The organism is Psychrobacter namhaensis (assembly GCF_016107545.1).
In the GTDB taxonomy this organism is placed as follows: Bacteria; Pseudomonadota; Gammaproteobacteria; order Pseudomonadales; family Moraxellaceae; genus Psychrobacter; species Psychrobacter namhaensis.
On record NZ_JABASS010000003.1, the window covers coordinates 170782 to 184349 of the forward strand.

The window sequence follows — 13568 nt, forward strand, 5'->3', positions numbered from 1 at the left end:
ATATAAATTCTACTTTTCTCAGGTGGGGTTGTTAATATCGGGGTTTGATGTCATCAAAGCTGTTCATGCTACCAGCCATTTGCTCGGCCAGTTTCTTGATGTCAGTTTGGTTAGTCATTGCTTATTCTCCTGTTAGTGGATTATAAGCAGTTACACAGAGTTTGGGAAACTCTCTAAACAGGGTTTGAACTAGTTATCTAGGACAGCCCCAAATACTTTAATCACATTATACAATAGCTTATGCAGTCCGAACCATGACCCCTGCCGTCAAATCCGTATACATAAACTTGGGAGATTTTAATTACGCAGCCTGACGATAATAATCAAACCACACCTGTCTTGGTGATTTATAGCCCAAACCCTTTTGAATTCTAGTCTGATTGTAGTACAGCTCGATGTATCTAATAATATCGTTGATCGCTGTGAACCTTGTTTTATAGTCTTGATGATATACCAGCTCATTCTTTAATGTGCCCCAGAAGCTTTCTATTGGAGCATTGTCGAAGCAATTACCTTTAGCGCTCATTGAACCTGTAAACTGATGCTGCTTAACGATCTTGTGGTAGGCATGGCTGCAATACTGGCTGCCTCTGTCAGAGTGAACGATTAGCCCTTTGTTTGGACGTTTATTCTTGATGGCCATATTTAGTGCTTTGCAAACTAAATCTGCGGTCATACGCTTGTTAATAGCGTAACCGACAAGCTCTTTGGTATATAAGTCTTTGACTCCCGCTAAATACAACCAGCCCTCATGTGTCCAGATATAGGTGATGTCGCTGACCCACGACTCGTTAGGGCGCTTAGCATCAAACTTCTGATCCAGTACGTTTGGATAGACCAGCTTGTTGTGATTGGAGTCGGTGGTGACTTTAAAGCGCTTATGACTACGACATTTAATGCCGTGTTGCTCTTTGATGCTTCTTACCATATATAGGCTAATGTCATGCCCTTGCTCGCTTAGATGAGCATGCAGTCGATCTACGCCATAACGTTCTTTCGTTTCATTGTGAGCGGCTTTAACCAGTAATTCAGATTGGTTGCGATGTATCTGTTGGTCGCTGAGATCACGACTTAGCCAGTCGTAATAGCTTGATGGCTTAACCCTTAACACACGGCACATAGTGATGATGCGAAAGAGGAACTGGTTGTCTTTGATAAAGGCGTACCTGACTAACTGTTTCCCGCGAAGTACGCCGTCGCCAACTCGAGCATAGCTCTCCCCTTGCGTCGGGGCGAAGCAGTGCTTCGCTTTATCCCTCCTCATTTAGTATTTCGCGTTCCTCTTCAGCCACTTTGAGCTGCCGCTTGAGCTGCTTTATTTCTTGAAGAGCACTCATAAGATCAGGATCGTATTGCTCTGTGCCGACAAGCTTGCCTTGATTGGCTTTGTTATGCCAATTTGATAGCGTTTGCATGGCAATGCCAAGCTGCTTTGCAGTGGCTGAGATATTGCCATTATTGTCTGATATCTTCTTGACGGCCTCGGCTTTAAATTCGTCACTGTAGGTTCTTACTTTCTTGGTCATGATAAACTCCGATTAATACGCTTAGTTTACCAAGTTTATCTCTACGGTTTCTTCAGCATAGCTCAATGTGCTTAATATCAGGGTTTTGGTTTGTCAAATGAAGCCATTTCATCACCTAGTTATTATCATTAGTAAATACCCTAAATACTTTAGAATACCTGATGAGGCGTAATATATCTCTTTAGTAGCTAGGTTCTTATCAGATCGCTTAGTTTTCTTCTGTATTACTCTAATTTCATAACCATGGAAATTCAGACGACTCCCTGTTCTTATCTGATTATCCAAACTTAAACTATGTTTTAAATCAGTGACTGCTTTCTCACTTGAAGCTCTAATCTGCCAATGTGATGCATTAATAAGTTGACAACCCACAGCAACAAACTGCTGTAAAATCTTCTTCTGGTGTTGTTTAATCCCAAAATGAAGTGATGAGGAATTAAGATTTTGTTTATTTGAAAATATTTCTACGAACTTTATAAGAGCCTCAGGATTTTGAATAGATAGCTGATAAGCTCTTTCTAATGCTTTGATCAGTAATTCCTGATTCTTACCACCCTTAGGTGTGCCTAACAGTAATTTATCACAATTGGTAAAAATACGACTAGCCTTACTGAAAACCTCTTTAGCTTCATTTAGCCCAATCCCGTGCCTTATCGCTACTTCGGGGAGTGCTTTAATCCGTTTATCTAAACTGGTTTTTTCTAATTCTTCTAAAAATCCGATCACATCAAAATATTTAGAGTGAATAAAAATAGAATCTTTTTCTGCGTTAGCGCTAGTTTGATCTTCACTAATCACTGCTGGCAAGTGTATATTTTTTATATCATCAGACTCAAATAAAGACTGTTTATTAAAGCTCACTTTCCCAACTAAGTACGACCTTAGTTTCCATAACTGCACTTGCTTAGTCGCTGGCTCGTAAGCTGAGGTGTTTTTTCTATACACTGAATTATAGTTAAGACCCGTTACCGCCTGCAAGACTATAAGTGGCAGTCTTAATTTTGACTCACTGAGTTGAACACCTGCCAGCAGATAGGCAGTATGAATATAATGCTCAAATGTGGTGTCACATGTTAAGTGCCCTGCAAAGCCTGCCAGTCCAAACCAAGCACCTTGCTCTTGATGGTAGCCAACAATACTCTTACTAATCGCATTACACTCACCTAACTCATAATCAGTCATTACAGCTACTAGCGGAGACTTGCGTAATACCAAAGCTAAATGGCTTATTGCTGTATGCCTAAAGCTATGAAAAGTAAAATCATGCTCCCCAAGTAATCTATCCCAGATTACTTTTATCATATTACTAAAAAACGTGCTTGGCAGTGGCTGCTTACCTGAGCCTTGTGAAAATAAATACGTTCTTTTTAAACGTTTCTGGTAATGATAATGTTCAATAAACAACTTTTTTTCATCTTGTTTTAATAGACATCCTAGTGGTATAACACGACTAGCACTACTGCTCTTTAACCGTCGATAACGGTTAGGTCTTAGCCATATTTTAGGATCTTCTACTCTTAAATCATCATTGCTAACACATATATCAGCGATATCAGACACCTTGATGCCAATGAGCTCATTTATACGCAGTCCTGACCGGTAAGCTAAGCTCAAAACAACCAAGCACAGTCTTTTTTGTTCATCCTCTAGCGTGGAGCTATTAATGTGCGCTTTCATCGCACGATAAATTCGAGGAGATATGATGTTCGCTTTTACGACCTGACGGTTACTACCCCAAGGAAAATAAACGTAAGGTGCGTCGTAATAGTCACGCTGATAATCATGGAAAGTACGCAAACGGCCATAGGTAAACTTCTGAGTATCTTTTAGCTTATTCAAATATGAAAATTTATTCTGACCTACCAGCTCACCGATGAGATCAGAATCTTTTTTTATAACAGAATTTGTCCGGCCATCCTTAACTTTGCTTTGAATGATTTGCTCGTAGATAGTCTCATACTCTTCACTACCCCACTCTTCTATATCCTCATCCATTGTTAGCATCAGCCAATCACGTCCTATACAGCCTACGTACTTAGCTATGCTCTCTTGGTTTATGCTTTTATCATTTAATAAATGACGCACCCATCCTAATATACGCTGTGCATTTGGTTGAGGAAATTCATTTTGCAGCTGCTCGATATATCTAATGGATCCTGCTCTAGTATCTTTAAGTGCTTCCTGAATTTCTCTAATCAAATTTTTACTAAATGCAGGGTAGCTACTCCTCTTGTTGCTATCAGTAGAGCCTTGGGCAGTGACTACCTCAAACAACTCATGCCACTGTAATGGCTTAGGACTCTTATTAATTGACTCTCGATTGTAGTTACTCAGTTTGTCTTTATGCAGACCTATTGTTTTAACCTTGCCTTGCTTAATAGTAGATAAAGTATTATCAAGATTAGATCCTTCTAACTGCCTCCAGTGGTAGTTTGCATATTTAATTAGCTTCGAATACTCTGGCTTTGTCCTGTCTTTATTCTTGAGCTTCAGTTTCTTGCTAATGTCATTAATCAAGGTATCAAAAGCCTTAATACTCTCACGCTTAACATTCTTATTTTTTAGCGCGTATAAGAAGCACAATGTCATATCGTCAGGGATATATTCAATGTATCTATTTAACTTACTATCAGCAGTGTCAATTAACCCATCGCTACCTGTTTTATAACAGCCATAACTATCATCTTTAACAGTCAACAAAATTACCGCTAAGCTTTGAATGGCCTCTGCGCTTTCATTTTTTGGAAAATCTAATCTATAGACATCTCGACTGCCTAGCATCCAGTGGTATAAAGACTTTAATACCGCTATATCATTAATACCGCCATAGACGATACTACAAAATATCGCTGATTCAATTAAGTCACTGTTACTAAACCTCCTCTTCCTTTGCCATATCTCAATCATATCTTGAACAGCTAGGCTCACTTGAGAACCCTGTACAAACCACTCATATCCAATGTTTAACGTATCACGCTCTGCTAAAATAGGAACTACTGGCTCATCTAAATAAGTATTATGCTTTCGGTTGTATGTGCGGATAGCTTCTAAAAAGCCCTGACGTGCCAGCTGAAAACTAAGCGGTGTATCAAAAGCATTCTCCAAAATAGTGTTTATATCCTGATAATAATCAGATAGCTCTATCGTTTGCTTGAGTGGATTAACGCTCATATAAGACTCAACAAGGCTCTTTGCTTCATCTTTAATATCTTGATGAGAGCTATTACGATTTTGTGCCCTTAATTTATGCGCAACTAAATTAGCCATGTATTCTTACCTCAACCTGTTTTAAATTAAGCTCACATGCAACCTCATCAAGGTAGTTATGTAAGCTCTTAATTTTGTTAATCGACAGTGATGACATTGGATGCATCGCCTCCTGGTCAGGCTGTTCATGACCATATAAGGCGCGTATTAAGTGCTCAGGTGCTCTATTAGTCAGCAAAGTACGCAGTTGATGTCGAAGCCAGTTATCTTGATGACTAAAAAAACTCTTTAACTGATAACGTACTTTACTGGGTGCAATACTGGAAAAGCCTCTGGGATTCTTACTAAAAAGCTGAATTAAAGGCTGGCGAGAGTTTAGAATATCGTCTATTGGAAATTGCACAGAGGGGTAAATAACGTTGTGTAGTGCTGCAAACTGCTTTATATACTTTATATAATTTTGAATGGCTATTATTAAGAACTGACTTAGTGGAATAAGCCTACCTTGGCTCTGTCCTTGACGCTCTTCTTTGTCTGAGACCCAAAATAGTCTAGCTCGAAAATCAAATTGGTTTAATAAACCTGGGGCATGTACGACAGGCCTAATGCCCGTCTGGATCATAATGATATGCCACAGCCAAATACTATAAGTATTAAATTGTTCAATATAACGATCTTGTTTAATACTTAGGTCCCTAATAAGTCGCTCATTGAAGCTTTCAACGGCATCTGCTAACTGTTCAAAAAACTTTTGGCAAACACCCCTATTTAAAGCCATATCACTACCGATATGGGGCTTATTAGTTATGGGTAAATTTTTAGAAAATAGTTGCTTTTGAACATCCGTACCACACATCTTTGACATTAAAGATATGGCTCGAAAATAGGTATCATTTAAGCTTTCTGTGCTAATGCTTGTATAGTAAAGAGACGAGCTATGTTTAACATCAACTGCTGTTATTAAATCAGCATGTAATGGCTCGTTTAATTCATTTTGTATGATGCTATATAGTGCCGACTCAATATGCTGATAGCTTAAAGCTGGCAGGTCGAGCTGATATTGTAGGTCTTTTAAACTCTCTCTTACCTGAGTCTGTTCGATGGGAGTTGAGTTTTCTATGATAGTTTGGAGTTCATAAGGAAGTGGCAAACTAAACTCATTATCATAGCTTTGCCGATGTTGTAGTAAATGGCTTCTGCGGTTTGTAGTGACATTTACTATAATACTCAAAGCATGATAGCCTCCATTAGCTCCATTCTTATAACTTAACCAAGAGCGTTGACCCTTATCTAGGCCTAGCTCATCAATAATCTCTTGAACCCTACGACCACTAATAAGTGAAATCAAAACAATAGTATAACTAGAACGACTGTTACCACCTGAGACCATCAAAAGCTGCCAGAGCCTATCAAATAGCATTTGAATACTGACTAAACTTAACTGACGTAAGCGGGTCGGAAAACCAAACCCATTACGCCTTGCATGACGGTAGTTATTTCTAAGCTTCCATTGCTGAAGCTCTGAAGACTTGGCTGTATTTTTAGAGGGCTTGAAGTCATTATCTAAAAGCTTTTCTGGATCATCATCTGCAAGGTTTTCATCGTACGATACATTATCATTCTGGTGATCGATACCGAATGCTGTAGCTCTAAGTGGCTCATTGTCACTTTCAAAGTAAATTTTATCTAAGCCTGGATTAACGACATCTATACTATTCGTTTTTGAGTAGGCTCTACCTATAAAAGCTTTATCTTCTGCTACGACCTCGTAAGCTAGTCGGATACGACCAATTTTTCCTGCCAGCTTTTTATTAATGACTTTCCCTGAAGCCTCAGACTGCTTTGTTATAGCTTCATATACACGAATACCACCAAGTACGCTAGCCAATGTATCTTGCTGAGCATGTATATGAATGAGCTCATTAAGGATCTCAGACTGAGGGTTATGTGCTTTCAACCCCATCCTAACGCGTACACCCAGCTGATTCACTTTATCAAAGTGCTTATCCTCTCGCAGTGTGAGCCTTAAAATAATCTGCAGATAAACACTCATAAACTGCCAAGCATTGCTTCTACTATCTACTGCTCCATATCTTTTATAAAACAGTACAAGCATATATGAGACAGCCCATTCTTCTATCTTTTTAGCTTTGACAATTTTATCTGCTATACCATCGCATTCATTGACCGTAAAAACCACCTCTAATGATTCAGGAATAAAGTCAATGTTTAGAGCAAGGTTTGGCTTTAATCTCACAATACAAATAACAAGGCTCTGTATCTTTAGATTGGCTGGAGAGGTAGCAGGCACTAGCTTACCTAGTACCTCTTCTAACTTATCCTTGTTAATATTTATCATAGTTAGTTCCCCAACCAGTTCATACTCAGTGGTAGACCTACCAAGCCATCTTCAATTGATATCTTAGTCTGTTGGTACTCAAAATTTGTTTTAGCTATACCAGCGAAAAAGCAATAATTATCGATTGTTAGACTATCAATGCCCATCAATTTACATATAATAGATTTTGGAGCCTTCTGCTTGAGTGCTTTAAACAACTGCGGATGATGGATATCTTTTGTAAATACTAACTTTACAACTTCAGCCCATGCCAACATCTGAATATCGTTAATACTTTCTGGTGTGATGAGACATAGATAACTGTCCGTACTTTGCAGTCTTAATATCTCATCAATTCTCTTAAAATCGTTGATAAAAAATAATGTATTACAGCTATTTTTAGTCAATCTAATAGGCGGGCAGTAAAAACTATCTAAATATTCAATATTTATAGAAGATGTAATAAATCTGAGTCTTTGCCAAATAGACAAAGCAGATTCAGCTTGAGGATGAATAAGCAGTTTAGTTTTATTAAAATTTACTAGCTTCTGAGTTGGTTTTAAGCTTGTAGTTCCCATTGTTGACTTCATTCCATAATTTTGATTTATTATTCCTGTCTCTTCAGCCATAAATTTGAGTGCTTGTTGATAAAGTAATATATCCCTCATCATTTTCAGAACTAATCACAAACAGGTTAAAACGAATTTTCATAGCACTAGCTTGAAGCGAAATCAGCGAAACGACTGTATTCTCCCTTGAACTTAACTTTAACAGTACCAATCGAGCCGTTACGCTGTTTGCCAATAATCAAATCAGCAATGCCTTTTTGAACTGACTTTTCGTTATAAACCTCTTCACGATAAATAAAGATGATATGATCAGCATCTTGCTCAATAGAGCCTGAATCTCGTAAATCGCTCATAATCGGACGTTTGTTATCGCGATTTTCTAAACTACGATTAAGCTGCGATAGCGCAAGCATTGGACAATCAAATTCTTTAGCGAATCCTTTTAAAGCTGACGATATGTCTCTAATCTGCCCTTCTCGATTGTCTTTTAGATTAGTAGCCCGAATCAACTGAATGTAATCTACTATGATTGCCGATATTCTGCCGTGTTTTTGGCGTATGCGGTTTAATGTGGCTCGCATCTGTCCTGTAGTGATGCCACTACGGTCATCGATAATCATCGGTAACGCCTCGATGCGCTTTTTGTTACTCATGATACCTTCCCAATCCTGTGTATCTAGATTTTGTCCGCTAAACACTTTGCTCATATGTATGTTAGCCATACTGCTTACTAAACGCTTAACAATGCTAGCTTTTGGCATCTCAAGGCTAAAGAAAACAACAACACCGTCTTCATTTTGAGAAATGTTTATAGCGATGGTCTGTCCTAAAGTGGTTTTACCCATTGAGGGACGAGCTGCAATAACAACCATCTCGCCATTCATAATCATTGTTTTATTATCGAGCTCTACTAACCCTGTTTTAATGTTTGGTGCAACGCCTACAGTGGCATTGTGTTTTAGATCCTCTACAAAGTTTTCTATAAGTTGGTCAATGCTTGAGTAACCCTCACTGACTGTTCCCTGCATTACTGCATTAACATCTTCAGCCGTTAAGCTCCAAGAATCGATAGGCGCTAAATCAAAGTTAGCAATTTTAAGTTTTGCTCTCTCATAACATTCACTGATTTTTCTACGTTGCGATAAATCAATTAAGCGCTCTATGTAGCTTTCAAGATTAAAAATTGATGATGCAGCTATTAGCAGTTCATTCGATATATATTCGATGACAGATTTGTTTCTCTTATTAGCTAATAACTTATCGATAATCATTACTGTGTCGTATGGCTTTCCAGATGCAACCAATGACTCGACAGACTCAAATATTAGTTGATGCGCTTCTGAATAAAAGTCGTTTGCTTTTATTTTTCCCGCAACTTTCTGATATGAATTATCAGTTGAGATAAGCGTAGAGATTATAGATTGCTCGAGACTATGGTTGTATAAATTACTCATTATTTCCTCTCAGTTTTCGCTTCAGCGGCAGTAATCATGGCGGCTATTCTTTCAGGATCATGCTGTTTTTTGGCTGTTGAGATTGTTTCAACAGGTATATGACTAGGGTGTAATGGAGTATGCTCATCAAGGTTGGTTTTAAATTTGTTGATTCGCTTTTTATCCATTTTCTGAAATAGGTTGACTAGCTTAGCAATGCGTACCGACTCACTAAGATTTTTTTCAAACCAGTATGAATGAAAACCATAAAGTTCTAATCTTAATTCTTGCTCATTGATGAATCCAGATAGGGGTAATACACCTGCCGCCTGTAAATGTGCTTTGTATATTTCGTATTGACTATCAAAATCATAAAAAGAAGCGACAACGCTTTCTTCTGTATTTTCTTTAATAGTCTCTTCTTTATTCTCTTTAACATCACGACAATCTGTCGTCATGATAGATGATGCCAAGTTGCCGTTATCAGGATCGTTAATCTGTCGTAATCCATCACGACAATCTGTCGTATTGGATTTAGACAATTTGTCGTTATGTTTATTTTCAGTAATTTCAAGCGGTTTGTTACCTAAGTCTGCGCTAACCCTATTTAATTCTTCATAATTAATCGTATAAAAATTAACTCGGTTTTGTTTGTTGTCCGCTAGTTTTTCTACTAATAGTAAACCCATGTCAGTTAAATTTTTAAATATACGCTCAATTGTTCTTTTACTCCAAAACTTAAAATCTTGCTCACGCCATCGTTCAAACGTTTTGTAAATCCACATTTTCCCATCATATTTTGTCTTAGCGTGAGCAAGCCAGTAATGTACTTGTTGCAAAACAATCGCTTCATTAAGCCCTATCTTATTGGCAAGTGAGGGCAATACTTGTAATGGCGGTTCGTTTATCAGTAGATTACTCATATTTCCACCTAGCCTGATCTAATGATTTTAACTATAAGCTATTGAAAGTTATCGGATATTTTCTAAAAAACTCCATTTTCAACCTCTTAAACTTATATTTTTATAAATCGATTGCATATCTAATAACTGCTTGTAGATGATTGTTCACAGTTATCAAGATACTCATCTAGATGTCTTTTACGATATAGAACATGTCTGCCCGCTTTACTATATGTAATAGCTTGGGATTGGTGACAGCGCATATGCTGCAATGTGTGCAATGATTTGCCGATGTAAGCGGCGGCGAATTCAGGTGGAAAAGGAGTTTCTGGAGCAGCTTCGATAACTTTTTGTCTTAACACCTCTTTTTCATCATCTGTATATTCTGACCAAGTTTTTTTGCGATACATAATTTCTTTCCTTGTCAATATAGATTAATAGATTATTACTTCTAAATATTAGTAATTATAGTTTACCCTCGAAACTTAAAAAATCAATCGAAACTAAATTTATTATTGTTAAGTAATGTAACATCTATGATTATCAGAGCATAAGGATTTACAACCTAAGAAATAACTATTTTATGCTGTTTCTTTTGAAAGTTTCTCGTGATAAAATAAACACAAGAAACTTTTTATGAATAAGGGGAAATTTGTGAGTGAAGATCTAAAACAGATGGCTAATAGAATTAAAAAGTGCATGGAGGAGAAAGGACTTAAACAAGTAGATATTGTTAAAACTACGGGGGTTTCTAAAGGAAGCATATCAAAATGGTTAGCTGGTAAAGCCAAACCCAGCGGCGAATACCTACTCAGACTTTCTCAAGTTTTAGGTGAATCAGAGTATTGGTTATTAAATGGTGAATACCCTTATAGTTCATACGCAGATATTGACGACGCTATGGACTATATGAACGCTTACGAAGAAAGTAGGAGGGATCATTACATTACAGAGCTCGGTTTAGATCCTAGCCTTCCGTATAGTATTAGGTTTCTAAAAGAAGAGTTTGAGAATAAGGTTTTTAGTGAGCATGAAGAATTTGAAAAACGATATGAGCTTTCTGCTGAACAAGAGCGTGAAATAGAAGAGTATGAAGAGCGGCTAGAATGGGAGGAAAGAGCGGATGATTTTATTGAAAATAAGTTAATTTTAAAACAGATAGAGACATATCCTACTTTAATTAAATTTATAGAAAACTTTAAACATGTAGAACAATCGTTAAGGTCACAGTCTGAAATTGCTGAACGGACGAACAGTAACTTAAGTAAGACTCTATTCTATAATCAAGAAGACCATAGTATGCATCCGATAATCACTATTGGTGCACAGTGCTCAGTAGATTTAACTAAACGCACTATAAAAAATGGCAAATTTTACTTAATAAGAAGTAATAGTTTTTACGGGGTAAGAGCACTATTTAGTCAGTCTGATGGTGGTCTGCTACTACAATGTAAGAACAAGGAATATCCAGATGAGAAAATTTCTAAATCCAAAACAGATAGCTTAGAGGTTCTCGGTTACGTGTATGCTTGGACTAATATGGATCCTTGGTAAAGAAATGTCTTAACACGATCTCAAAGCTACTTGTGAAGAGTGCTAAATATTAGAAAAAGGTCATCTGCGCCTTTAGGAAGCATAAGCAAATAATAACCTCGACTATCTAAACGCGCTAAATTATTAGTTTAATGACAATCGCTCGAATAAGGAATAGGTCAGTGACATTAAATGTATCTGGACTACTAACGACTGTTTGTATCTAACATAGAATAAATAATTATGTGCTAGAGAGCTTATCGGCTAAGCCGCAAATAAATGTATGGCAACTGATTCGATATGCTGAGCATTCAATGTAATAATTAAGGATAGATAGTTGAGTCAAAGTTTGATTGTTACAATCTATATAATTTAATATTTGGGAGTTTCCTAAAAACTGTGTAACTGCTTATAATCCATTAACCGGAGAATAAGCAATGACCAAGCAAACTGACATCAAGAAACTGGCCGAGCAGATGGCTAGTAGTATGAACAGCTTCGATGACATCAAAGACTTCCAAAAGCAGCTCATGCAATCGTTTATTGATACCGCCCTAGAAGCTGAGATGGAAGACCATCTCGGCTACCCTAAGCATGAGAAGGCGGATAAGCCCAATAAGCGCAACGGCCACACTAAAAAGACCGTCCGCAGTGACACAGGCGATCTTGAGATATCCACCCCAAGAGACCGTGATGGCGACTTTGAACCTGCTTTAGTACGTAAGCATCAAACCCGTATTAGCGGCCTTGATGACAAGATCATATTTCACTACAGGCATAGCCTTCCGTCTTGCGCTTCGGGCAAGTGTGCCCCACACACTTGCTTATCCTCGCTCATACGCCAAGGGTCAAACCACCACTGAGATTGTAGAGAGTATCAAAGAGCTCTACGATGTCGACATCTCAAGCACCCTGGTTTCAAGAGTCACTGACAACATCTTAGAGGACATCACCGCTTGGCAGAACCGGCCGTTAAGCAGTGTCTATCCTATCGTCTATCTAGACTGTATTGTCGTGAAGATACGTCAAGACAAGCAGATCATCAACAAGGCTATCTATCTAGCCCTAGGCGTTGCTCTTAACGGTAAGAAAGAGCTGCTTGGTATGTGGTTATCAGAGAATGAAGGCGCTAAGTTCTGGCTTGGTGTTCTCACTGAATTGCAAAACCGCGGGGTACAAGACATCCTCATTGCCTGTGTTGATGGCTTAAAGGGCTTTCCTGATGCCATCAATACGGTTTATCCCAATGCTCAGGTTCAGCTGTGTATCGTACACATGGTGCGCTACTCGATGAAATTTGTACCCTGGACGGATAAAAAAGCAGTAGCCGCCGATTTAAAGGCCATCTACGGCGCTGATACGCTTGAGATAGCAGAGGCTAACCTTGAGCACTTTGATGAAGTATGGGACAAAGAGTACCCACATGTGGTCAAGTCTTGGCGTAATAACTGGGAGGGCTTAACGGTATTCTTCGAGTACCCTAAAGACATCAGAAAAGTCATATATACCACCAATGCTATTGAGTCGCTAAACAGTGTGATTCGGACAGCGGTGAATAAGCGTAAGGTGTTCCCGTCTGATCAGGCTGCATTTAAAGTGGTGTACTTAGCCACCCAGCAGGCATCCAAAAAATGGTCGATGCCAATCCGTAACTGGACGTCTGCTTTGAATCGCTTTATGATTATGTTTGATGATCGTATCAGTAAGCATTTAATCTAAATGGCAGTTACACAGAATCTGGGATGGTCTCAAATATTTTGCATAATCTGCTGATAACTTTTTTGGTACTCTTAACTGAATCGCAGTCCGTTACATAAATGCGCTTCATCATATTGAAATTAACGACTAGATCTAAAACCAGTTAAACAAACCAATTTTTAAAAGTAATTTTGATACTTATTTGATACTTGAAAAATATTGTTACATCTTTTTAGTTATAGCTAAATATAGTCAATTTAACCCTAAGTCATTGTTTATAATTATATTTTATTTCTACTCATTGCTTATTATCGTTAAGTATATCTAGTTATTTGAGATAGCCAAAGGATTCAAAATCCGTT

The 13568-nt window shown here is 38.0% G+C and carries 7 protein-coding genes and 3 pseudogenes; 2 read left to right on the plus strand and 8 right to left on the minus strand.

Annotated elements, in window-relative coordinates:
• Positions 1 to 43 precede the first annotated feature (43 nt).
• The 8 genes and pseudogenes from JFC06_RS12475 to JFC06_RS04520 all read right to left on the minus strand — a co-directional run.
• Positions 44 to 118, minus strand: a pseudogene (locus JFC06_RS12475) (transposase); the annotation flags it as partial.
• A gap of 183 nt (positions 119 to 301) precedes the next feature.
• Positions 302 to 1526: pseudogene (locus JFC06_RS04490) on the minus strand (IS3 family transposase).
• Between the two features lie 111 nt (positions 1527 to 1637).
• Complete coding sequence (locus tag JFC06_RS04495; RefSeq protein WP_198334115.1) at positions 1638 to 4793, minus strand: site-specific integrase; 3156 nt, start codon at positions 4791 to 4793, stop codon at positions 1638 to 1640.
• Entirely contained in the window at positions 4786 to 7092 is a 2307-nt protein-coding gene (locus JFC06_RS04500) for a hypothetical protein (protein ID WP_198334116.1), read from the minus strand. The genes JFC06_RS04495 and JFC06_RS04500 overlap by 8 nt, the downstream gene beginning before the upstream one ends.
• Before the next feature lie 2 nt (positions 7093 to 7094).
• Positions 7095 to 7700 carry a hypothetical protein gene (locus JFC06_RS04505; protein WP_198334117.1) on the minus strand — a complete coding sequence of 202 codons (606 nt, stop codon included), beginning with the start codon at positions 7698 to 7700 and terminating at the stop codon, positions 7095 to 7097.
• 86 nt (positions 7701 to 7786) lie between these two features.
• Positions 7787 to 9094, minus strand: a complete 1308-nt coding sequence (gene dnaB / locus JFC06_RS04510) for a replicative DNA helicase (RefSeq protein WP_198334118.1) — start codon at positions 9092 to 9094, stop codon at positions 7787 to 7789.
• Entirely contained in the window at positions 9094 to 9996 is a 903-nt protein-coding gene (locus JFC06_RS04515) for a hypothetical protein (protein WP_198334119.1), read from the minus strand. Before JFC06_RS04515 ends, dnaB begins: the two co-directional genes overlap by 1 nt.
• Before the next feature lie 119 nt (positions 9997 to 10115).
• Complete coding sequence (locus JFC06_RS04520; protein ID WP_198334120.1) at positions 10116 to 10385, minus strand: MerR family transcriptional regulator; 270 nt, start codon at positions 10383 to 10385, stop codon at positions 10116 to 10118.
• Between the two features lie 244 nt (positions 10386 to 10629).
• Here JFC06_RS04520 and JFC06_RS04525 point away from each other — a divergent pair, with 244 nt between their 5' ends.
• Together JFC06_RS04525 and JFC06_RS04530 are read left to right on the plus strand one after the other, a co-directional pair.
• Positions 10630 to 11529 carry an XRE family transcriptional regulator gene (locus JFC06_RS04525; RefSeq protein ID WP_198334121.1) on the plus strand — a complete coding sequence of 300 codons (900 nt, stop codon included), beginning with the start codon at positions 10630 to 10632 and terminating at the stop codon, positions 11527 to 11529.
• A gap of 416 nt (positions 11530 to 11945) precedes the next feature.
• A pseudogene (locus JFC06_RS04530) lies at positions 11946 to 13227 on the plus strand (IS256 family transposase).
• The last annotated feature ends 341 nt before the right edge of the window (positions 13228 to 13568 follow it).

Excerpts from the sequence above, each read along its gene's own strand:
- JFC06_RS04495 (WP_198334115.1), bottom strand. The coding sequence starts at position 4,793 with ATGGCTAATTTAGTTGCGCATAAATTAAGGGCACAAAATCGTAATAGC.
- JFC06_RS04500 (WP_198334116.1), bottom strand. The coding sequence starts at position 7,092 with ATGATAAATATTAACAAGGATAAGTTAGAAGAGGTACTAGGTAAGCTA.
- JFC06_RS04505 (WP_198334117.1), bottom strand. The coding sequence starts at position 7,700 with ATGGCTGAAGAGACAGGAATAATAAATCAAAATTATGGAATGAAGTCA.
- dnaB (WP_198334118.1), bottom strand. The coding sequence starts at position 9,094 with ATGAGTAATTTATACAACCATAGTCTCGAGCAATCTATAATCTCTACG.
- JFC06_RS04515 (WP_198334119.1), bottom strand. The coding sequence starts at position 9,996 with ATGAGTAATCTACTGATAAACGAACCGCCATTACAAGTATTGCCCTCA.
- JFC06_RS04520 (WP_198334120.1), bottom strand. The coding sequence starts at position 10,385 with ATGTATCGCAAAAAAACTTGGTCAGAATATACAGATGATGAAAAAGAG.